A 21,891-nucleotide genomic window follows, 5' to 3' on the forward strand; every position below is an offset into this window, starting at 1 on the left:
CGTTGAGCCGTATTATTGCCAGTGGTTCCGTGTTATTCCAGACCAATACCGCATTACTTATCGGGAACCGACAATAAGATCAACAGAGCACCATTGCCACCAAACTCTAATGGCGCTTGATGAAAAGCGAGGACATCAGGATGTTGAGCCAACCACAACGGCACTTTCTGTTTAAGAATATGTTTACCAATCCCATGTTGTACGCAAGCACAGTGAACTTTTTCTTTTAGGCAATAAGCAATCATTGCACCGAGTTCTCGTTTGGCTTCCTGTTGAGTCATACCATGCATGTCGAGAAACACCTCAGGCGAATACACACCGCGGCGCAGTTTTTTAACTTCATACTTAGAGATATCACTCCGAGCATAACGGGTTGGCCCTTCTTCACTAAGTAGCGGCACAAATTCATCGGAAAAATAAAAATGGGTATCACTGGCTTCTCGTGAGTGACGGCGAATTTCTTTTTGCTTGGGATTTCTGTTTGGCGATTGGGTTATGGTATCCTGAGATAACTTTTTTACGCCTTTTACTGCCTCGTGAAACAGAGCAAAATCATCATTCGCATCGAGATCATGACAGTGACTGATGTCGGTGTTTTTTTTGTTCATGAAAGTTAAATTATCAGTTATTTTCGGTATTGGCAGTATTGTAGCGCTTTTCGGAGGCAATTTTGGATAAGATTTTTGTAGATGAGGCGGTTTCTGAACTGCATACCCTTCAGGACATGATCCGTTGGACGGTGAGTCGTTTCAATGCGGCACAGTTATTTTATGGTCACGGAACCGATAATGCATGGGATGAAGCCGTTCAGTTAATCTTACCGACACTCTATTTACCGATTGACGTTCCGCCTCATGTACTGAATTCCCGTTTAACGGGCAGTGAGCGATTACGTGTGGTGGAGCGAGTCATTAAGCGGATTAATGAGCGCACGCCTATTGCTTATTTAACCAATAAAGCGTGGTTTTGTGGTCTAGAGTTTTTCGTTGATGAGCGAGTCTTAGTGCCTCGTTCACCGATTGGTGAATTGATTCAAGCGCAATTTTCACCTTGGTTACTTGATGAGCCGACTCGGATTATGGATTTATGTACGGGCAGTGGTTGTATTGCAATTGCTTGTGCCTATGCTTTCCCTGAAGCTGAAGTGGATGCGATTGATATCTCTGCTGACGCTTTGCAGGTGGCTGAGCAAAATATTCAAGATCACGGTTTAGAGCAGCAAGTGTTCCCGATTCGTTCAGATTTATTTCGCGATTTACCAAAAGAGCAATACGACATTATTGTTACTAATCCTCCTTATGTCGATCAAGAGGATATGAACAGTTTACCCGATGAGTTCAAGCATGAACCAGAGTTAGGGCTTGCGGCGGGAACGGATGGCTTAAAACTCGCACGACGTATTTTGGCTAATGCGCCTCATTATCTAACGGATAATGGGATTTTAGTTTGTGAAGTGGGCAACTCAATGATCCACTTGGTGGATCAGTATCCTAATATTCCGTTTACTTGGTTAGAGTTTGAAAATGGTGGTCACGGGGTCTTTTTATTAACCAAGCAACAGTTACTTGATTGCGCAGGTGAATTCTCACTGTATCGTGATTAACCCAGCTGAGATTAAAGCTTAATCATTTTTTCATTAATCATGCTCTATCTACGCCGACGCGATGTCGGCGTTTTTTATGGATGGTAGCGCGGAGTGAGATAGTGTCTGGGGCAATTTTTATGACATGAGCGATGGAGTAAAGCAAAGCCGCATTTTAAGGAAAACGTCAGTCGGGACTTTACATCATTGGCTAATCAAGCGAGTATGATTTCATGATTAACAAAAGCTCCTTCCGTGATGAGATGATCCCCAAGCTATTGGGCGTGGTAGGTAGGCGGCCGGTGAGCGACTCTCCATGAGCATAGGTAACGATGCGATTTGGGCAACGAACGTAGCCAACACCACTGTAGCTTCAAGTAGCAAAGGGATAGCTAGGAATAAGGATGCTGGTAAGTCAATACGGATTTACTTATTGATGGGAAGTTTGAGGAAAACATGGCAGGAAACAGTATTGGACAACATTTTCGAGTCACCACTTTTGGCGAAAGTCATGGTGTTGCATTAGGGTGTATCATCGATGGTTGCCCTCCTGGTCTTGAAATCAGTGCCGCTGATTTACAAGTAGACTTGGATCGCCGTCGTCCGGGTACATCGCGTTATACTACTCAGCGCCGTGAAGCGGATGAAGTGAAAATTCTTTCTGGTATTTTTGAAGGTAAAACGACAGGGACTTCTATCGGCTTATTGATTGAAAATACCGATCAGCGTTCGACCGATTATTCAGATATTAAAGATAAATTTCGTCCTGGACATGCGGACTATACCTACCATCAAAAGTACGGTTTACGTGACTATCGGGGTGGTGGCCGTTCCTCTGCCCGGGAAACCGCGATGCGTGTGGCGGCTGGTGGTATTGCGAAAAAATACCTCCAACAAGAATTTGGTATTGAGATCCGCGCTTATCTTTCACAAATGGGTGATATTGCCATTGAAAAAGTGGATTGGAATGAAATCGAAAACAATGCCTTTTTTTGTCCTGATATCGATAAAGTCGCTCAGTTTGATCAATTAATCCGCGATTTAAAAAAGCAAGGTGATTCGATTGGTGCCAAAATTCAAGTCGTGGCAACCAAAGTACCCGTAGGCTTAGGTGAACCGGTATTTGATCGACTCGATGCCGATATTGCTCATGCACTGATGAGCATTAATGCGGTCAAAGGGGTGGAAATTGGTGATGGCTTTGATGTGGTGCGCCAAAAAGGCAGCGAACATCGTGATTTGCTTACCCCGGACGGCTTTGCAAGCAACCATGCTGGCGGTATTTTAGGTGGAATCTCTTCGGGGCAAGATATTGTTGCCAATATCGCCTTAAAGCCGACGTCGAGCATTACCGTGCCTGGACAAACGATTACCCGTCAAGGTGAGCCAACGGAGCTCATCACCAAAGGGCGACACGACCCTTGCGTAGGCATTCGCGCGGTACCGATTGCTGAAGCGATGTTAGCCATTGTGCTGATGGATCACTTACTGCGTCATCGTGGTCAAAATCAAGCAGTACACACTGAAACGCCTATATTATAATGTGCATCAACAGAGTATCAGCGCCCGCTATAAGACGCTGATACTCTTGTTAATTGCTTTTGATCGTCTACATTTTTAGACTATTACGATCAGTGCAGTGGTTTATCGGTTTCTACTAAATGGAACGATGGTAAGCGCCATTTAAAACGCACCGCGGCCATACGCAGAAGATAACCGACCACTAACGTTGCAATGGTATTGGTTGTCTCATTGAGGCCAAGTTCTAATAGAGTGAGATAAAGCCCGGATGCAATCAACGCTACAGAAGCGTAAAGCTCATCGTGCAGTACCAGTGGCGGCTGGCGGCAGATCAAATCACGCAACAAGCCACCAAATACCCCAGTAACTAAGGCTGCGACCATACAGATCATCACATGATGCCCCATTTCTAAGGCGACTTTGGTGCCGATAATGCTGAACACGATCAACCCCAATGCATCCAAGCGAATGAATAAGCCTTTGAGTTTAATCACCCAACGATAAATCCCCGTGGTTAAAACACCGGCTAAGCAAGTAATCGCCAGAAACTCCGGATGCTTTACCCAGCCAAGCGGATAATGGCCGAGAAGAATATCACGCACCGTACCACCACCAATCGCCGTTGCGCTTGCTACTAACATAACGCCAAACCAATCCATTTTCCGACGTCCAGCACTAAGAGCCCCGGTCATCGCTTCTGCTGTGATGCCAATAATGTATAGAACGCTAAGTAGCATAATTAACCTTATTACGTATTGATTACTTGAGCCGAAAAAGGCGCAAGTGTAGAGCGAATTGAGCATTTTGACGAATGAGTTTTTATAGGGTGAAAAGGGCAGCCAGATTACTTAATCTAATAATTTTGTTTGAATGCTTTACCCTAAAGAGAAAAATCGCGAGAATGCAGCCCATTAAGCCGACGAGAGTAGCTGTTGATGACGCATCAGTATCAAGATTTAATCGCTATTTTTAATCAAACTTTTTTTGCCGACTACCAGACTCAACTTGAGCTAGGTGGTGATGAGCCAGTATATTTACCCGCCGATGAACAGACGCCATATCATCGGATCATTTTTGCGCGCGGGTTTTATGCGTCGGCACTGCACGAGATCGCTCATTGGTGCGTTGCTGGGCCTGAGCGCCGCTTACTAGAAGATTTTGGCTATTGGTATGAGCCGGATGGTCGTTCAGCACAAGTGCAAGCGGAGTTTGAGCGGGTAGAAGTAAAGCCACAGGCTTATGAGTGGATTTTAGCGCAAAGTGCTGGATTTCCCTTTAGCGTCAGTTGTGACAATCTGCATGGTGATCATGAGCCTGATAGGTTGGCGTTTATGCACAAGGTTCATCAACAGGTGTTGGGGATACTAAAAACCGGTTTACCGCCTCGAGTGGCGCGATTATCACAGGCTTTACGGGCGTTTTATCACACTCCGCCGTTGAGTGCCGATCAATTTATAGTGAAATAATGAGAAGACGATGATTATTGAATTTGAAGAACAATTATTGGACCGAATTGATGCCCGTATTGAGTCGGCGTCTGATGATGAGTTATTTGCTGGTGGTTATTTACGCGGGCATATTTCTTTATCGGCCGCGGTTTGTGAAGAGCAAGGTATTGATGATATTGAGCACTTAAAAGCTCTTATCGAGCAAAGCCTTGAAGAAGCACGTTCGGAGCTGACGCCTGCTGACCGGGCGATCGTTTATGCGTTATGGCGTGAATTGAGCGCTTGATATTCTTGATGACAGTTCTTATTCGGAAAATTTGAATATCATCGTATAATTTTTGTAGTTGCGATAACAATGACCAATGTTTACTCTGTGTTTATTATATAAACAATGAGGTTATCCTATGAAAGTTATCGCATTTGGCGCAAGTACCAGCTCTCAATCCATCAACCAAGCGTTAGCCACCTACGCGGCAAAGCAAATTGAGGGGGCGCAAGTTACGGTATTGAATATTAATGATTATTCTGTACCGATGTTTAGCGAAGATCGAGAGAAAGAGCTAGGGCAAGCGGAAGGGGCACAAGCCTTTTTACGTGATTTAGCACAAGCCGATGCTTTTGTGATTTCTTTTGCCGAGCATAATGGACATTATCCTGCCGCTTATAAAAATTTGTTCGACTGGACGACTCGTATTGATCGTGAGCTGTTTAAAGGTAAGCCAGCGGTGTATCTTGCTACGTCACCAGGCCCCGGTGGTGCTCAGTCGGTGTTAGCTGCCGCCGTTGCCTCAGCGCCATTTTTCGGTGGTAATGTTAAAGGTTCGCTTTCTGTCCCTAGCTTTTATGATAATTTCGACTTAGCGGCCGGTGAAGTGACCAACTCAGAGATTGCCGAAAAAATTAAAGCTACAGTAGCGTTGCTCGGTTAAGTTTTTTATTCTCCATTGTAATCATGAAGCCTCGCTGGATAAGCGAGGCTTCATGATTTTAAGGGTGCAAAAATCGGCTTCAGGCGCTGAAACCGCAGCGTATAAAGTTAAGCCCCTTTTTCTGTGATTGCCTTACCTTTCTTTAATTTTCGTACCCACATCCGGCTTGGATGCAGTGAGGCTAGCACATCGACAGGCAAAGGCAGTGGTTCACCGCAGATCTGCGCGGCCAAGACTTCGGCCATCAGTGGTGCAGAACTCAAACCACGGGAACCTAAACCCAGTAAAGCGTACAACTGAGGGTATTGGCTAATAGTTGGGATTTGATGCTCTCTTTTTTGTGGCAAATCAGCGTATTGATCAATGATTGCATCACGTTGTCCGACATTACCCACAAAAGGCAAATGATCGCGACTGACACAGCGAACCCCTTGACGTGATTGGTTGTCTGATGTGTCCACTGCCATCGGCCAAGTTTGATTCGCTAGGCAACGGGTTAAACGCGCGCTATTTTCTTGCTGTGCTTTGGCATCGAAGGCTTGGTCAAGATGCTGTCTATCGTAACTGGCTCCAATACAATGGGTGCCATGACGCGGGCTGCTTGGGGTCATGTAGCCGTCATAGCACAGTACTGAACGCAGCGCTTGTAAAGTGTGATTGGTTGGCGCATGACTGACTTGGCCTTTGACTTTGCCTAGTGGTAAATGCTCAGTTTGAGCAAAGGCATCAAATTGATGGCCATTAGCGATCACCACACATTGATGCTGAAACTGCTGACTTTGAGCATTCAATTGCCACGTCCTCGTTTCGGCTTGCCACGCTAACGAGTCAATCGCTTGTTGATAATGGGCGGTAACGGATCCTTTGCTGACTAAATCGTCTAACAGTGCTTGAGTGAGCTCTACTGGGCATAACCATCCACCCAGTGGATAATGGATACTCGGCATATCCACCGCAAGGCCAATGTGCTGACTGGTTTGCTCTGCAGTCAGATAATGCACGAGTTCGTTTGGGAATTCACCTTGGGTAAGACGCGTTAATTTATCGGTGGATTTTTCATCCCACATTAATTGAGTCACGCCACACCAATCGTATTCAAAATCAATTTGCTGAGCGAGACGTTGCACAAATTGACGAGTAAACAGAAACGCTGGCGCAAAGACGCGGGACACATTGCTATGTTGACCATTTAATAGCGGATAAATGGCTCCCTGTCGATTGCCAGAAGCCCCCTGCGCGGGCGCTTTATCGGCGCAATATAAGGTCACAGAAATGCCGCGTTGAGTTAAGGCATGGGCGAGCGCGGCGCTGGCAATACCACCGCCGATGATCGCCACATCGTGGACAGATTCTGTCGCTTCAATCTGATAATAAGGTTTAATATTGCGGTATGGTTTTTTATGCTCAATCCTTCCGGCGAGCATTTCTCGCTTGGTGCCAAACCCTTTGACCTTCTTCATCGTAAAGCCAGCTTGACTGAGCCCTCGGCGAACGAATCCTGCGGCGGTAAAGGTAGCGCAGGTACAATTTTCTTTAGCCAATTGGCTCATGCCATCAAATAAAGCTTGGCTCCACATGTCTGGGTTTTTACTGGGCGCGAAGCCATCGAGAAACCACGCATCAACCAAGCCACGTTCGGAAACGGCTACTTGAGGTAAGCTGGTTTTGATATCGCCAAACCACAAGTCTAAAATAATCGCCCCATCCGCCAAAATAATTCGATGGCATTCAGGTAGTGCCAAAGGATAGGCTTGATGCAACTGCTCGGCGTAGTGAGCGAGCTCTGGCCAAGCTTGATGTGCTTTGATCAGATCGCTTTTATTGAGCGGATATTTTTCAAAGCTGATAAAGTGCAAGGTCTTAATGGTTGCATCAGGATTTTGGTGGCGAAACTGGTCAAAACATTGCCACGTAGCGAGAAAATTGAGTCCAGTGCCAAAACCCGTTTCAGCAATCACAAAATGGCGTTGGTCATATTCTCGCCATCTTTGTGGGAGATGATTCTGATTGAGAAAGACGTAGCGTGTCTCTTCTAAGCCATTGGCATTGGAAAAATAGACGTCGTCAAATTGGTCTGAGACCGGCGTTCCGGCGTCATTCCACGCCAATTGTGCGTGAGTAATGGAAGTCATAAGCGATGATTTCTAGCAAATAAGGCATTTATAGAGCAAGATTGTACGGATTTATAGGAAAGCTGACCACTTCTGTTACTTATCTTGGTTATCATTTAGCGGAATTTTGAATTATAGGAATGTCACATGAAACGAGTCGTCATCACCGGGATGGGAATTATTTCCAGTATCGGTAACAACGTCCAAGAAGTTTTAGCGTCTCTTAAAGCCGGCAAATCAGGCATCACTGCTTCCGAGCAATTTAAAGAGCAGGGGCTACGTTCACAAGTTTGGGGTGATTTAAAGATAAACCCTGCTGAGCATATTGATCGCAAACAGATGCGTTTTATGGGCGATGCGGCGGCTTATGCTTATCTTTCTATGGAGCAAGCGATTGCTGATGCTGGATTGACGCCTGAGCAAGTGTCGAATGACCGTACCGGCATCATTGCGGGGTCTGGCGGTGCATCTTCACTTAACCAATCCATTGCCGTGGATACGCTACGTGAGAAAGGCGTTAAGCGTATTGGGCCGTATATGGTGCCTCGTACCATGTCTTCCACGGTGTCGGCTTGTTTGGCAACACCGTTTAAAATTCGTGGCGTTAACTATTCGATTAGCTCAGCCTGTGCGACTTCAGCACACTGTATTGGTAACGCGATGGAGCTGATTCAACTCGGCAAACAAGACATTGTTTTTGCTGGTGGCGGTGAAGAACTGGATTGGACATTGACGATGATGTTTGATGCCATGGGCGCGTTATCCACCAAATACAATGACACACCAGAGAAAGCGTCTCGCACCTATGACGCTGATCGCGATGGTTTTGTGATTTCAGGCGGCGGCGGCATGCTGGTGATTGAAGAGTTAGAGCATGCTTTGGCACGCGGTGCAAAAATTTATGGTGAGATTGTTGGCTATGGTGCTACCTCAGACGGTTACGATATGGTTGCGCCATCTGGTGAGGGTGCGGCTCGTTGTATGCGAATGGCGATGCAAAATGTCGATAGTGTTGATTATGTCAACACCCATGGTACGTCAACACCAGTCGGTGATGTAAAAGAACTGGGCGCGATTCAAGAAATTTTTGGCGGTAATAGCCCTGCTATTTCTGCGACTAAAGCCATGACTGGTCACGCATTAGGCGCAGCAGGGGTTCATGAAGCGATTTATTCGACCTTGATGCTGCATCATAATTTTATCGCACCGAGTATTAATATTGATACTCTGGATCCGGCTGCAGAGGGGCTAGATATTGTCACGCAACCACGTGAACAAGAGCTCAATAGCGTTATGTCAAACAGTTTTGGCTTTGGTGGTACCAACGCCACATTGGTGATCAAAAAGTACCAAGCATAATCACCATTTGAGGTGAACCGTTTCCAGAGCCGATCGGCGTAGCCGATCACACAGACGCAGACTCTGTCCTATTGAGAGCAGGACGAGATCCTTTTGTTCTGGGTATTTGCCCGGTAGCCTTTGGCTCCGGGTATTTTTATGCTCGACACACAGAATGCTTTTCTGCACAATGCCCAACAAAATACCCATCACGTGTTGGCAAATAAGACCCCCATGGTTTTTGGCCTATCATGATCCTAAAGACAACCCAATAGTGTGAATTCGGCTATGAAAATCTTGATCGACGAAAATATGCCTTACGCTGAGCAGCTGTTTAGTCAGCTCGGTGAGGTAATTCTTAAACCAGGTCGCACATTAACCGCTGACGATTTGATCGACATTGATGCGTTAATGATTCGTTCGGTGACAAAAGTAGATGCTGCTCTATTAAGTAAAGCGAATCGATTGGCTTTTGTCGGTACGGCAACGGCTGGAATGGATCATGTTGATCAAGCGCTATTGGCTGAGCGAGGGATATTTTTTACCGCAGCGCCAGGCTGCAATAAAGTCGGCGTTGCAGAGTATGTGTTTAGTGTTTTAATGGTGCTTTCTCAGCAGCAAGGTTTCTCTATTTTTGATAAAACGATTGGTATTATTGGTGCAGGCCAAGTCGGTAGCTACTTAGCCCATTGTTTGACTGGGTTAGGACTCAACGTTTTGATCAATGATCCACCCAAGCAAGCACAAGGGGATACGCGAGCATTTACACCACTGGAGCAACTATTAACTGAAGCGGATGTGATTACCTTGCATACGCCGATCACCCAGCAAGGTGAGTGGCCTACTCACCATTTAATTAATGAGCAGGTGTTGGCTGGTTTACGAGGTGATCAAATTTTGATTAATGCCGCGCGAGGTCCAGTCGTCGACAATGACGCATTAAAAGCTCGTTTACGACAAGGCGATGGTTTTACCGCGGCCTTAGACGTGTTCGAATTTGAACCGCAGGTGGATTTAGAGCTCCTGCCGTTGTTAGCGTTTGCGACGCCTCATGTTGCTGGTTATGGCTTGGAAGGGAAAGCACGCGGTACCACCATGGTGTTTAACCAATACTGTGAGTTTTTAGGTCAAGCGCATTGGGCTAATCCATCCAGTTTATTGCCGACGGCTCCTGTACCTGAAGTGGTTCTGAATCGTGCTTGGGATGAAGCAACGTTGCTCAACTTAACGCAACTTATTTATGATGTTCGACGAGACGATGCTTTGTTTCGTCGTCAAATACATCAACCTGACGCGTTTGATAAAATGCGCAAACAGTATTGGGATAGGCGTGAATATAGCGCAATTAAGCTAGTGGGTGAGGCATCGTGTCAATTAGAACCGCTAGCGCAACTCGGATTTACAATAGAGGTTACAAATGAGCCAAGAATTTAATGTTGCGATTTTCGGTGCAACGGGTGCGGTCGGTGAAACCATGCTGGAAGTATTGCAAGAGCGTAAATTTCCTGTTGGTGAACTTTTTTTACTCGCGAGTGAACGTAGTGAAGGGAAAACCTATCGCTTTAATGGAAAAACCGTACGAGTACAAAATGTTGAAGAGTTTGATTGGTCCTCGGTGCATATTGCGCTTTTTTCGGCAGGTGGTGAGCTTTCTGCTCATTGGGCACCGATCGCTGCCGAGGCGGGTGTAATCGTTATAGATAACACCTCTCATTTTCGTTATGACTACGATATCCCTTTAGTGGTTCCAGAAGTCAATCCACAGGCGATTGCCGAGTTTCGTAACCGCAACATCATTGCTAACCCAAATTGTTCCACCATTCAAATGTTGGTGGCGTTAAAACCCATTTATGATGCGGTTGGGATCGAGCGTATTAATGTCACGACTTACCAGTCTGTATCTGGAGCCGGTAAAGCAGGAATTGATGAGCTAGCAGGACAAACTGCAAAACTATTGAGTGGCATTCCAGCTGAGACGCATGCTTTTAGTCAGCAAATTGCCTTTAACTGTATCCCGCAAATCGATCAGTTTATGGATAATGGTTACACTAAAGAAGAGATGAAGATGGTATGGGAAACCCAAAAAATCTTCAATGATCCTTCGATCATGGTTAATCCAACCTGTGTTCGCGTCCCGGTATTTTATGGTCATGCCGAAGCATTGCATATTGAGACTCGTAGCCCAATTGATGCCGAGCAAGTCATCAGCTTATTGGAACAAACGGCAGGGATTGAAGTTTTCCAAGGGCAAGACTACCCGACTCAGGTGCGTGATTCCGGTGGTAAAGATACGGTGTTGGTTGGACGCATCCGTAATGATATTAGCCATCATAGCGGAATTAATTTGTGGGTGGTGGCAGACAATGTTCGTAAAGGGGCGGCAACCAACGCGGTACAGATTGCGGAAGTGTTGATCCGAGATTATCTGTAAATAGTCGCGGCGTTATCGATACCCTCGTCGATATTGAGTGAACAAAAAACCACCTTGCGGTGGTTTTTTTGGTTATCTTATCGAGCTTTATGCGCGGAAGGGTTGTTCTTGCAACCGCCATCAGCACATTTGCCATAAAGATATAAACTGTGATTAGTTAGCTGAACATTGTAACGCGCAGCGATCTCTTTTTGACGCTGTTCGATTACCTCGTCAGAAAACTCAATCACTTCGCCACAATCAAGACAGACGAGATGGTCATGATGGTGTTGGGTTGAGAGTTCGAAAACTGATTTTCCACCTTCAAAATGATGACGAGTCACGATACCAGCGTCATCAAATTGGTTTAACACGCGATAAACGGTCGCAAGGCCGATCTCTTCACCGAGATCAATCAGCTTTTTGTACAGCTCCTCAGCACTAATATGTTGGCACTCAGGCTGCTGCAATACTTCTAAAATCTTTAGCCGTGGAAGGGTTACTTTAAGACCTGCATCCTTTAGCGCTTGGTTATTGTCTGACATATACTTTCCCGTTGATGATCTGCAGTCGTAAACAGAGGTCAATGTTGTTCCACATTATAGGCCACTCGATTAAAACAATAAACCACGAACTTCAAAGGGTTACTGTAATTACTACAAAATCGAGTTTCATCACGGAGAAATCTGATCTGACCAGTTACAATTATGCAACATTAACTTGTGTGTAGCTTCGCTGAGTGAGGTGCTCATTGAGCATCACGATCAGTGAAGATGAGATAGAGTCTAAGGCACGGATAGCATGAATAAAACACTTGAGAAGTTGTATAAACCTAATATTGTGAAGTGGGCATTAAATAGTTGGCCACCTTTTTGGGGATCTGGGATAAAAATCGAGTCAATCAGCGAAGACTTTCGTGAAGCTAGATTGCGTTTAAAGCTTCGTTGGTGGAATAAAAATGCCAATCGTTCCCAATATGGTGGCAGCATCTTCTCTTTAACGGACCCCGTATATTCATTAATGCTGATGGGGATTTTAGGTCGCCAGTATTATGTTTGGGATAAAGAGGCGAGCATTAATTTCATTAAGCCGGGACACAGTGATTTGTATGCTGAGTTTTTGATTTCTCAAGCTCAACTGGATGCGATATTAGTGGCGACGGCAAATGGCGATAAATGCTTTCCTGAATTTATTATTCACGTCAAAGACAAACAGGGTGATGTGGTTTCTGAAGTGCATCGTAAGTTGTATGTTCGTAAAAAGCCTAAGTATCGTCAAGAGAGTGATTATCAAACCGATAACGCTGCATAATGGTGTTCAGCGAGACGATGGATGAGTATGACAAAGTTGTATCCAAGCTTCTGCAGTGCGAGAGACGTAACGTTCACTATGCCAAATAACACTTAATGTCCAATCAATACTGGGATTGAGCGGCTTAATTAAAACGCCTTCATTTTGGATTCTTAAGCAGAGTGGCTCGGGTAAAAAGGCGACTCCGATGCCACTTTTTACAAGCGCAACGAGAAAATCCCATTGACTACTTCGCGCCGCAATTTGTGGGGTAAATCCATGTGCTAGACATTGCTGATGGACATAGTCACTAAGAGTAAACTCTTCAGTGTAAAGATAAAAAGGCGCTTCTTTGAGTGATGGCCAATCAATCGTTGTCATGGCAGTCCAAGGCATGGTTTGCGGTAATACAGCATAAATTGGGTAACTGTCTAATACTAAAGTGCTGAGATGTTGCTCTGCGTGGCGCGATAGCATCGTAATGGCAACATCCAATTCTCCATCAAGTACCGCTTGTTCTATTTTTCTCCCGCCATACTCGACGATCGTCATTTCTACGGCTGGGTAGGTTTGTCGATATTGTCTGATCAAGCCAGCATAAAGATGCCCCACCATAGGAGGAATACCTAGACGCAGTTGCCCTCCTTGGAGCTGGTTAAGATCGATCAGTTCAGCTTCTAGCTGAGTAAAGTGAGTCAAAATCTCTTGTGCACGTAAATACACAATGTGTCCTGCATCGGTTAGCCAAAATCGATGGCCTTGACGATGGAGTAATGGCTGACCAATTTCTTGTTCAAGGCTACGGATCATTTTACTGATCGTCGGTTGGGTAACAAAAAGTTTCTCCGAGGCACGGGTAAAGCTCTGTTGATTGATGAGTTCAACAAAATAGCGTAGGGCTTTAATATCCATAAGAAAGCGGTTCTCTGTGTTCGATTGATTCCATATTGGCATAATTTTTATAATAAAAATTCATTTTATGAAATTTTAATGCTCTCTATACTGTGATTAATTTCACACAATGAGCGAATGATGCCATGAGGAAGATTGAAACTGTTTTGCTGACCATTGGGCAAATTGTTGCGTTAGGTTTGATATGGGTAATCGCCGATCGTTTGGTTAATTACTTACACTTGCCTATCCCTGCCAATCTTACTGGTATGCTGTTATTGCTGACGTTGGTATTCAGTAAGATTGTTAATGTTGAATGGCTGCGACGAGGTGCGGCTTGGCTTTTAGCAGAAATGTTACTGTTTTTTGTTCCGGCGGTCGTTGCCGTGGTCAATTATCAGCCGCTGGTGCGTGAACAGGGCGGACGAATTATCTTAGTATTAGTGCTGAGTACGGTTTTAGTGATAGCGGTGACTGCGTGGGTCGTGGATAAATTATACCGCTTGGAGCTTACATTAGCGCGCCGAAAAAGTAATAAGTTATCGGGAGCCTTATAATGTTGCACTCGGTCTCATTACTCGGCATGACGTGTTTGGTACTGACTTTAGTACTCTATTACGTCTGTAAAATGCTCTATCAGCGCAAACGAACAATTTTTTTGATGCCTTTATTGCTGGCCCCATTACTGTTGGTGCTGATTGTTATTGGTATGGATATTCCTTATCCATCGTATATGGAAGAGTCTCGCTGGCTATTATGGTTACTTGGGCCTGCCACCGTCGCCTTTGCGATTCCTGTGTACGATAATCGGCTTTTAATTCGTCGTCATTGGTTGTCATTATCGGTTGGTGTGGTGGTTTCAGTGATTGTGGCTGTGAGCAGTACCGTCTTGCTGGCACGCTGGTTTGAATTACCAGAGTTACTGCAGCGTAGCTTAGCCATGCGCTCGATAACGACCCCTTTTGCGGTGGAAGCAACACGTGCCATTGGCGGTGAAAGTGACTTAACGGCCCTGTTTGTGGTACTCACGGGTGTTATTGGAATGGCGGTTGGTGAAAGTATATTAACTTTCTTATCGATTCGTTCTCGATTTGGGCGTGGGGCGAGCTTAGGAGCTTCTGCCCATGGTGCAGGCACCGCGAAAGCGTATCAAATGGGAAATGCAGAAGGGGTGGTATCGAGTGTCGTCATGATGATAGCCGGTATGGTAACGGTACTGATTGCGCCCTTTTTAGGCCAGCTATTGTGGTAAATAGATCCAATAATTCATAAAGAGTTTGTGTTAAAAGAAACCGCCCAAGTGAGGGCGGTTGCTGGTTTAGTCTTCTAGCTCAGCTAAGCACATTTCTTCGTATACTTGCTGAACCCAAGCGGTCACACGTTGCTCGGTCAACTCTGGTTGACGGTCTTCATCAATGCATAGACCAACAAAATGATTATCATCGACTAATGCTTTAGACGCTTCAAATTCATAACCTTCCGTTGGCCAATGACCAATAATCGTTGCGCCTTTGGCTTGGATGATGTCTCGAACGGTGCCCATAGCATCACAGAAATACTCTGCGTAGTCTTCTTGATCACCACAGCCAAAAATAGCCACGAGTTTCGTCGAAAAATCAATGGCTTCTAATTCAGGGAAGAAATCATCCCAATCACACTGTGCTTCACCATAGTACCAAGTGGGGATGCCAAGCAGTAAAAGATCAAAGTTATCAATATCTTCTTTACTACTTTTCGCGATATCTTGTACGTGAACCAGTTGTTTGCCGAGTTGTTTTTGAATCATTTTTGCAATAGCTTCGGTGTTACCTGTATCGCTACCAAAAAAGATACCTACACTTGCCATAGAGTCTTTACCTTTAAATCAATCTGCTTGCGCGAACTATACCACTGTTATTTGTTAAAGTTAATCCACCTATTGACTTTCAAATTTCCCTTAACTTGTTATGGATTAAGCGCTTTAGGCGATAAACTTACGAATCGCACGGAGTACTTCTGCTGGTTTTTCAGCATGTAACCAGTGGCCAGTATTGGCGATAACATGTGCTTTGGCATGGCTAAATTGTTGCTGGATAGCGGGTTGATGCTCTGCCATTAAATAGTTTGAATCTGCCCCTTTAATAAATAAGGTAGGGGTTGAGTTACAGGCAATCGGTTCCCAACCAAGAATATTCCAGTAGTTGGCTTTAATTGCAGGTACATTAAATCGCCAAGTCATGACGCTATCTTGGTTGACCAAGGATTTCCCCAGAAATTGGCGAACGCCTTCCTGATCGATATGCTGGGCTAAAAGGGTCATCACTTCACTGCGAGAGGATGGTTTTTGTTCTAACACTGCATCGAGACCATCAATCACCTGTTGATGACGATGCACGCTATAGGCAACGGGGGCCATGTCTAGCACGATTAACCGTTGAACGATATCGGGGGCAAGATCGGCTAATTTCATAGCTACTTTACCGCCCATGGAGTGACCAATGATTGTCGCTTGAGTGATAGCCAACTCGGTGAGCAGTTGATCGACATCGCGCGCCATTAACGCGTAGTTATGTTCTGAAGCGTGAAACGATTGTCCATGGTTACGTAGGTCAATACTCAGCACTTGATGATCGTGTTTCAGATCTCTTGCGAGTAGCCCTAAATTGTCTAAATTACCAAATAAACCATGGATCAGAACGACGGTGTGACCCTCACCTTCTAGTTTGTAATTAAGCAGTGCTGACATTTTATCTTATTAGTAATGGGTTTAACGTAGAGTATCGGTAAAGATCTCGCTATAATCCCTCAGAGTTTAAACATAGAGATTGTGAAAAGCGAATGAAAACAATTGAGGTTGATGAAGATCTATACCGTTATATTGCCAGTCAAACCCTACATATTGGTGAGAGCGCTTCCGATATTTTACGTCGCTTATTGAAGGTTGATAGTCAGCGTTTTTCGGCGATGCCTGCTATCACTGCTCCTAAAGGGTTAGTGGTCAGTAAAGATGCGGCTCAAGAGACAAAAGTTGATAGCGTTAAGGCGATGCGCGAGTTACTGATTTCAGATGAATATTCTGCACTGAAAAAAGCCGTTGATCGTTTTATGTTAGTCCTATCCACACTCTATCGTATCGATCCGGCGAGCTTCTCAGATGCCATGATCGTTAAGGGACGCAAGCGAGTTTATTTTGCCGACAATGAAGCGACGTTGCTCGCGAACGGGCAAACGACGAAACCAAAAGCGATTCCAAATACGCCGTTATGGGTTATCACGAACAACAATACCAGCCGTAAACAGCAAATGGTTGAGCAAGTGATGCTGAAAATGAATTTCCCTGCGGATATTATTGAAAAAGTGACCTTGTCTATTTAACGTGGCACGATCAGCAGCGAAAAGTCTGACTAGAACCTCATACTGGGCATGTAAAAATGCGTATTATGAGGTTTTTTATTGATTATTATTTTTAAAAGGATGTCATTATGGCTATGCACCCTCGTGCAGGACAAAAAGCACAGCAACAAGATTTACATAATATTCCGGCTTTAGTTTCTCATTACTACCTTTTACAACCCGATGCGAATAACCCGCAGCATAAGGTTGAATTTGGTACTTCCGGCCATAGAGGGTCGGCTGATAAATTCACGTTCAATGAACACCATATTTTAGCTATCGCGCAAGCGATCGTTGATCTGCGTACAGAGCTGGGTACGACCGGACCTATTTTTGTCGGTAAAGATACCCATGCTTTATCTGAACCAGCCTTAAGCAGTGTGCTCGAAGTGCTCATTGCCAATCAGGTGGAAGTCATTATTCAACAGGATAACGGTTATACGCCAACGCCGGGTATCTCTCATGCTATCTTGACCTATAACTTGCAACATGCCGATAAAGCAGATGGTATCGTGATCACCCCATCACATAACCCACCTCAAGATGGCGGCATCAAATACAATCCGACTCATGGTGGGCCCGCGGAAGGTGAGCTTACCAAAGCGATTGAAAATCGAGCTAATCAGCTAATTGCCGATGGTTTGCGCGGGGTGAAACGCGTGGCTATTGTTGAAGCGAAGCAGTCACCTTTATTGAAGCAGGTTGATTTAGTGAAACCTTATGTTGACGACTTAGTGAATGTTGTCGATATGGCCGCGATTCAGAAAGCCAAACTGAAGATAGGTGTCGACCCATTAGGTGGCAGCGGAATTGATTATTGGCGACAAATTGCTCAAACGTACGATTTAGATTTAACGTTAGTCAGTGAAGCGATTGATCCTACGTTCCAATTTATGTCACTGGATAAAGACGGCGTGGTGCGTATGGATTGCTCATCTCCCTATGCGATGGCTGGTTTATTAGCACTGAAAGACCAATACGATTTAGCGTTTGGTAATGACCCTGATTATGATCGTCATGGGATTGTTACCCCACAAGGTTTAATGAACCCTAACCATTTTCTGGCGGTTTGTATTGACTATCTTTACCGTCACCGCTCTGCTTGGCAATCTGATGTTGCTGTGGGCAAAACTCTTGTTTCTAGTGCGATGATTGATAAAGTCGTTGCGGATTTAGGCCGCAAATTGTGTGAAGTGCCAGTCGGATTTAAATGGTTTGTTGATGGCTTGTATAACGGTCGTTTTGGTTTTGGTGGAGAAGAGAGTGCTGGTGCTTCTTTCTTACGTCAAGATGGCACCGCTTGGTCAACCGATAAAGATGGGATTATTTTATGTCTACTCGCGGCTGAAATAACCGCGGTGACGGGTAAAAACCCTCAGCAATATTACGATCAATTAGCAGCGAAACATGGTGAGTCGCACTACAGCCGAATTCAAGCTGTAGCCAATGGACCTCAAAAAACGATCTTGAGTCAGCTTTCCGCCGAGATGGTGACCGCTCAAACCTTAGCCGGAGATATGATCACCGCCCGTTTAACCCATGCTCCAGGTAATGGAGCTGCGATTGGTGGTTTAAAAGTGACAACTGATTACGGTTGGTTTGCGGCTCGTCCATCAGGGACAGAAGATATTTATAAAATCTACTGTGAGAGTTTTAAAGGTGCAGAGCATTTAAAACAGATCGAGCATGAAGCGCAAGAGATTGTTAATCAAGTCTTTAAAAATGCGGGATTATAATTAATCATATCTCGAATTTAGCTTAAGACAGGCCATGAATTAACGTTCATGGCCTGTTTTTTATTATGTGGTGGCAGGCCAGTCATTGGGCATAATAAACCAAAATATTCCTGACTGACTTTGGCAATGAACAAAACCTAAGTCTTCACCTTGGTAACGTGGGCTTTGTTTATCTCGGCCCGTTAACCATTGTGGTTTTTCTAATCGATACAAGGGCTCGTCAATCAATGACTGTTGATGTTGATAACACCAATGACCCTGAATTTGAGAAGGATTGAGCGGGTGGCCTAAACATTCGTTGGGTACGGGTTCTGGTTGAAAAGGGTTAGTATAAAGACGACCTTGCATGAGCAAATGGGGCTTCGCATTAGCCCATAACGGATAATGTTTACAAAACGCTTCGTTGCTTGAAAGGGGAAGTTGATGGTTGAGCATATGATTTAACTTGAGATCAAGTCTATCTTCTGCATTGGGCCCATACCAATTCCCTTGATGAAGAAGATAGAATTTAACGGCCACTTCCCAATGTTCGTATTGCTCTGTTTTGCGGTTTTTGGCAATAAAATCAATCGAACCTAACGTTGTGCCTTGTTGATTTAGCTGAATCTCTTCTGAAACGGCGTTATAGCGAGGCGTGGCAGTGAATAGTTGTTGACATAAAAATTGATAAATAAATCCCAGTCGCTGATTACCTTGATAAGTTGGCCACTGCTGATAAGACGGTTGAATGAAAGGAACTTTAGAGACTATTGGCTCTGACCCTTGAAAGAGTGGAGGAGTGGTTACCACCCATTGCATAAGCTGTTTTATATCCATTGTGAGCACCATCTACGGTTACCATTCCGTTTTCGACATTCTAGCCTGAAATTGTTATAAACACGTCATAACAATAGTGTAATGGAACGAAATATGAACAACTTACAGTTAGAAGCGTTGTTAAATGAGATCTTGTCTCCACAATTAGTGAAAGATTACTGTCCTAACGGCTTGCAAGTGGAAGGTAAAGCCGAGATAAAAAAAATCATTACTGGAGTGACGGCGTCGAAAGCGCTCATTGAACAAGCCATTGAGCATCAAGCTGATGCTTTACTTGTCCATCATGGTTATTTTTGGAAAGGCGAGCCAGAAGCGATTCGTGGCATGAAAGGGCAGCGATTACGACAGCTGATTAAACATGACATTAATTTGTTTGCCTATCATTTACCGCTGGATATTCATCCGCAATTGGGTAATAACGCTCAGCTCGCTCAGTTACTTGGGATTGAAGTGGAGGGCGGCCTAGAAGGGCATGCACAATCTGTCGCTATGTACGGTTGTCTCAATCGCCATTACTCTGGTGATGAGTTTGCCCAGCATCTGCAAACGGTACTTCACCGTCAGCCATTGCATATTGCTCCAGAGCAAACGGATAAACCGATTAAAAAGATCGCTTGGTGTACGGGGGGCGGGCAAGACTATATCGAACTGGCTGCTCAGCAAGGAATGGATGCGTTCATCTCGGGTGAGATTTCTGAACGAACTACTTATGCGGCACGAGAATTAAATATTCATTATTTTGCTGCAGGCCATCATGCTACCGAGCGTTATGGTGTTAAAGCATTAGGTGAGTGGTTGAGCAAAGCGCATGGCCTTTCTGTTGAGTTTATCGATATTGATAATCCGGTATAAATAAAAAAAGCGAGAGTCGATCTCGCTTTTTATTGTGTTACTGATTAACTAGGCAAGAACGATAGGCTAGCCTAGTTGGTGCCTCACTTATTGGCGTTCATGTAATGGCACAAACTCACGAAGTTTTTGACCTGTATAAAGCTGACGAGGACGGCCTATCTTGTTGTTGACGTCTGAATGCATTTCATTCCAGTGCGCAATCCAGCCAATGGTGCGTGACATGGCAAAGATAACGGTAAACATGGAGACTGGAATACCGATGGCTTTGAGAATAATCCCAGAATAGAAATCAACGTTCGGGTAGAGTTTCTTCTCAACAAAGTAGGGGTCAGAGAGCGCAATACGCTCAAGCTCCATCGCTACATCAAGTAGCGGATCACTAATATTGAGTTCTTTAAGAACATCATGACACGCTTCGCGCATCACCGTTGCACGTGGATCGTAGTTTTTGTACACCCGATGACCAAAGCCCATTAAGCGGAACGGATCATCTTTATCTTTTGCTCGGGCGACGTACTCAGGAATTTTATCGACAGAGCCAATTTCCTCTAGCATGCGTAAGCAAGCTTCGTTGGCTCCGCCATGGGCTGGACCCCACAGTGATGCGATACCTGCGGCAATACAGGCAAAGGGGTTGGCACCTGAAGAACCGGCTAAACGAACGGTTGATGTTGATGCGTTTTGCTCATGATCTGCATGCAAAGTGAAGATTTTATCCATAGCACGAGCGACGACAGGATTGACTTCATATTCTTCACACGGATTAGCAAACATCATGTGCAGGAAGTTTTCTGCGTAGGTTAAATCGTTACGTGGATAGATAAATGGCTGACCAATCGAGTATTTGTAACACATTGCAGCCAAGGTTGGCATTTTTGATAATAAACGATAAGCAGCAATTTCTCGGTGTGTATCGTTATTGATATCCAGTGAATCGTGATAGAAAGCCGCTAACGCACCTACCACCCCACACATCACCGCCATTGGGTGTGCATCGCGGCGGAAACCATGGAAGAAGCTAGCAATTTGCTCGTGAACCATGGTATGGCGAGTAACGATTTTCTTAAACTCTTCGTATTGTTCACGGTTAGGGGCTTCACCATAAAGAAGGATGTAACACACTTCTAAATAATCAGCATTATTGGCTAACTGTTCGATAGAAAAGCCGCGATGTAACAAAATGCCTTTGTCACCATCGATATAAGTGATTTGAGATTCACAAGATGCAGTGGCAAGAAAACCCGGGTCAAAAGTAAAGTAGCCATTTGAACCTAATTGACGAACGTCGATTACTTGAGGACCTATTGTCCCATCCATAATCGGCAGCTCAATGGGCGCTTTACCTTCAATGTGAAGGGTCGCTTTCTTATCTGCCATAGACAATCTCCTTTGTTTATTATTTAATCCGTCCAGGATGTTTGTGTGTCATTCTTGTACGTCCGATCGTTATTAAAGTCAATTTTTCTCCTCCGATGTGTGCACTTACTTTGATTTTTTATACATATAAAGTTAAAAATCTGTTCTGTGTAGCAAAATTTGTTACATCATTTGTTGTATAATGTTGCCAGCCGTATAAAGGCGTAGCAAATTTTGGT

Annotated in this window: 23 protein-coding genes; 14 read left to right on the top strand and 9 right to left on the bottom strand. The window is 44.7% G+C overall.

The window, feature by feature from the left end; genetic code table 11:
• Positions 1–53: 53 nt before the first annotated feature.
• Positions 54–608, bottom strand: coding sequence for an endonuclease SmrB (gene smrB, locus FKQ60_RS05730; protein WP_170904299.1), 555 nt, complete (start codon positions 606–608; stop codon positions 54–56).
• Positions 609–670: 62 nt separating this feature from the next.
• Here smrB and prmB point away from each other — a divergent pair, with 62 nt between their 5' ends.
• Positions 671–1,603 (top strand): 50S ribosomal protein L3 N(5)-glutamine methyltransferase, encoded by a 933-nt coding sequence (gene prmB, locus FKQ60_RS05735; protein ID WP_170906174.1) that lies wholly within the window; start codon positions 671–673, stop codon positions 1,601–1,603.
• Between the two features lie 435 nt (positions 1,604–2,038).
• Positions 2,039–3,124: a chorismate synthase gene (gene aroC / locus FKQ60_RS05740; RefSeq protein WP_154170450.1), complete on the top strand. Its 1,086-nt coding sequence runs from the start codon at positions 2,039–2,041 to the stop codon at positions 3,122–3,124.
• A gap of 89 nt (positions 3,125–3,213) precedes the next feature.
• On the opposite strand, the gene FKQ60_RS05745 is transcribed toward aroC, so the two are convergent.
• Positions 3,214–3,840 carry a trimeric intracellular cation channel family protein gene (locus FKQ60_RS05745; protein WP_154170452.1) on the bottom strand — a complete coding sequence of 209 codons (627 nt, stop codon included), beginning with the start codon at positions 3,838–3,840 and terminating at the stop codon, positions 3,214–3,216.
• A gap of 198 nt (positions 3,841–4,038) precedes the next feature.
• Between FKQ60_RS05745 and FKQ60_RS05750 the strand changes: the two genes are divergently transcribed.
• The 3 genes from FKQ60_RS05750 to FKQ60_RS05760 all read left to right on the top strand — a co-directional run bounded on the left by FKQ60_RS05750 (position 4,039) and on the right by FKQ60_RS05760 (position 5,480).
• Entirely contained in the window at positions 4,039–4,569 is a 531-nt protein-coding gene (locus FKQ60_RS05750) for an elongation factor P hydroxylase (protein ID WP_154170454.1), read from the top strand.
• A 10-nt stretch (positions 4,570–4,579) separates the two neighbouring features.
• Positions 4,580–4,837: a YfcL family protein gene (locus tag FKQ60_RS05755; RefSeq protein WP_170906175.1), complete on the top strand. Its 258-nt coding sequence runs from the start codon at positions 4,580–4,582 to the stop codon at positions 4,835–4,837.
• Positions 4,838–4,955: 118 nt separating this feature from the next.
• Positions 4,956–5,480, top strand: coding sequence for an NADPH-dependent FMN reductase (locus FKQ60_RS05760; protein ID WP_004394779.1), 525 nt, complete (start codon positions 4,956–4,958; stop codon positions 5,478–5,480).
• Positions 5,481–5,587: 107 nt separating this feature from the next.
• Here the strand turns inward: FKQ60_RS05760 and mnmC are convergent, their stop codons facing one another.
• Complete coding sequence (gene mnmC / locus FKQ60_RS05765; RefSeq protein ID WP_170906176.1) at positions 5,588–7,612, bottom strand: bifunctional tRNA (5-methylaminomethyl-2-thiouridine)(34)-methyltransferase MnmD/FAD-dependent 5-carboxymethylaminomethyl-2-thiouridine(34) oxidoreductase MnmC; 2,025 nt, start codon at positions 7,610–7,612, stop codon at positions 5,588–5,590.
• Positions 7,613–7,738: 126 nt separating this feature from the next.
• Here mnmC and fabB point away from each other — a divergent pair, with 126 nt between their 5' ends.
• The 3 genes from fabB to FKQ60_RS05780 all read left to right on the top strand — a co-directional run bounded on the left by fabB (position 7,739) and on the right by FKQ60_RS05780 (position 11,360).
• Positions 7,739–8,950: a beta-ketoacyl-ACP synthase I gene (gene fabB / locus FKQ60_RS05770; protein WP_154170458.1), complete on the top strand. Its 1,212-nt coding sequence runs from the start codon at positions 7,739–7,741 to the stop codon at positions 8,948–8,950.
• Between the two features lie 267 nt (positions 8,951–9,217).
• Positions 9,218–10,363 (top strand): 4-phosphoerythronate dehydrogenase, encoded by a 1,146-nt coding sequence (locus FKQ60_RS05775; protein ID WP_161438867.1) that lies wholly within the window; start codon positions 9,218–9,220, stop codon positions 10,361–10,363.
• Entirely contained in the window at positions 10,347–11,360 is a 1,014-nt protein-coding gene (locus FKQ60_RS05780; RefSeq protein WP_154170462.1) for an aspartate-semialdehyde dehydrogenase, read from the top strand. Before FKQ60_RS05775 ends, FKQ60_RS05780 begins: the two co-directional genes overlap by 17 nt.
• A 77-nt stretch (positions 11,361–11,437) precedes the next feature.
• Here FKQ60_RS05780 and fcrX read toward each other — a convergent pair whose 3' ends face one another.
• Positions 11,438–11,884, bottom strand: coding sequence for a ferric iron uptake transcriptional regulator FcrX (gene fcrX, locus FKQ60_RS05785; protein ID WP_004394784.1), 447 nt, complete (start codon positions 11,882–11,884; stop codon positions 11,438–11,440).
• Between the two features lie 256 nt (positions 11,885–12,140).
• On the opposite strand from fcrX, the gene FKQ60_RS05790 reads away from it, so the two are divergent.
• Complete coding sequence (locus FKQ60_RS05790; RefSeq protein ID WP_040904148.1) at positions 12,141–12,650, top strand: DUF4442 domain-containing protein; 510 nt, start codon at positions 12,141–12,143, stop codon at positions 12,648–12,650.
• A gap of 6 nt (positions 12,651–12,656) precedes the next feature.
• Here the strand turns inward: FKQ60_RS05790 and FKQ60_RS05795 are convergent, their stop codons facing one another.
• Positions 12,657–13,541, bottom strand: a complete 885-nt coding sequence (locus tag FKQ60_RS05795) for a LysR family transcriptional regulator (RefSeq protein ID WP_154170464.1) — start codon at positions 13,539–13,541, stop codon at positions 12,657–12,659.
• A gap of 125 nt (positions 13,542–13,666) precedes the next feature.
• Between FKQ60_RS05795 and FKQ60_RS05800 the strand changes: the two genes are divergently transcribed.
• Both FKQ60_RS05800 and FKQ60_RS05805 read left to right on the top strand, forming a co-directional pair.
• Entirely contained in the window at positions 13,667–14,077 is a 411-nt protein-coding gene (locus tag FKQ60_RS05800; protein ID WP_154170466.1) for a CidA/LrgA family protein, read from the top strand.
• Positions 14,077–14,772, top strand: a complete 696-nt coding sequence (locus FKQ60_RS05805) for an LrgB family protein (protein WP_154170468.1) — start codon at positions 14,077–14,079, stop codon at positions 14,770–14,772. Before FKQ60_RS05800 ends, FKQ60_RS05805 begins: the two co-directional genes overlap by 1 nt.
• 66 nt (positions 14,773–14,838) lie before the next feature.
• Here the strand turns inward: FKQ60_RS05805 and fldA are convergent, their stop codons facing one another.
• Positions 14,839–15,366: a flavodoxin FldA gene (gene fldA / locus FKQ60_RS05810; protein WP_004394788.1), complete on the bottom strand. Its 528-nt coding sequence runs from the start codon at positions 15,364–15,366 to the stop codon at positions 14,839–14,841.
• A gap of 114 nt (positions 15,367–15,480) precedes the next feature.
• Entirely contained in the window at positions 15,481–16,245 is a 765-nt protein-coding gene (locus FKQ60_RS05815) for an alpha/beta fold hydrolase (protein ID WP_154170470.1), read from the bottom strand.
• Between the two features lie 92 nt (positions 16,246–16,337).
• Here FKQ60_RS05815 and seqA point away from each other — a divergent pair, with 92 nt between their 5' ends.
• Together seqA and pgm are read left to right on the top strand one after the other, a co-directional pair.
• Complete coding sequence (gene seqA, locus FKQ60_RS05820) at positions 16,338–16,874, top strand: replication initiation negative regulator SeqA (protein WP_004394790.1); 537 nt, start codon at positions 16,338–16,340, stop codon at positions 16,872–16,874.
• A gap of 107 nt (positions 16,875–16,981) precedes the next feature.
• A complete protein-coding gene (gene pgm / locus FKQ60_RS05825) occupies positions 16,982–18,628 on the top strand; it encodes a phosphoglucomutase (alpha-D-glucose-1,6-bisphosphate-dependent) (protein ID WP_154170472.1) in 1,647 nt (548 codons plus the stop codon).
• A gap of 63 nt (positions 18,629–18,691) precedes the next feature.
• Here pgm and FKQ60_RS05830 read toward each other — a convergent pair whose 3' ends face one another.
• A complete protein-coding gene (locus FKQ60_RS05830; RefSeq protein WP_170904306.1) occupies positions 18,692–19,444 on the bottom strand; it encodes a DUF1853 family protein in 753 nt (250 codons plus the stop codon).
• Between the two features lie 93 nt (positions 19,445–19,537).
• On the opposite strand from FKQ60_RS05830, the gene FKQ60_RS05835 reads away from it, so the two are divergent.
• Positions 19,538–20,296 carry a Nif3-like dinuclear metal center hexameric protein gene (locus FKQ60_RS05835; RefSeq protein WP_161438117.1) on the top strand — a complete coding sequence of 253 codons (759 nt, stop codon included), beginning with the start codon at positions 19,538–19,540 and terminating at the stop codon, positions 20,294–20,296.
• A gap of 87 nt (positions 20,297–20,383) precedes the next feature.
• On the opposite strand, the gene FKQ60_RS05840 is transcribed toward FKQ60_RS05835, so the two are convergent.
• Entirely contained in the window at positions 20,384–21,673 is a 1,290-nt protein-coding gene (locus FKQ60_RS05840; protein ID WP_115152656.1) for a citrate synthase, read from the bottom strand.
• Positions 21,674–21,891: the final 218 nt, after the last annotated feature.

Source organism: Vibrio sp. A11, from assembly GCF_013048705.1.
GTDB classification, from domain to species: Bacteria; Pseudomonadota; Gammaproteobacteria; order Enterobacterales; family Vibrionaceae; genus Vibrio; species Vibrio metschnikovii.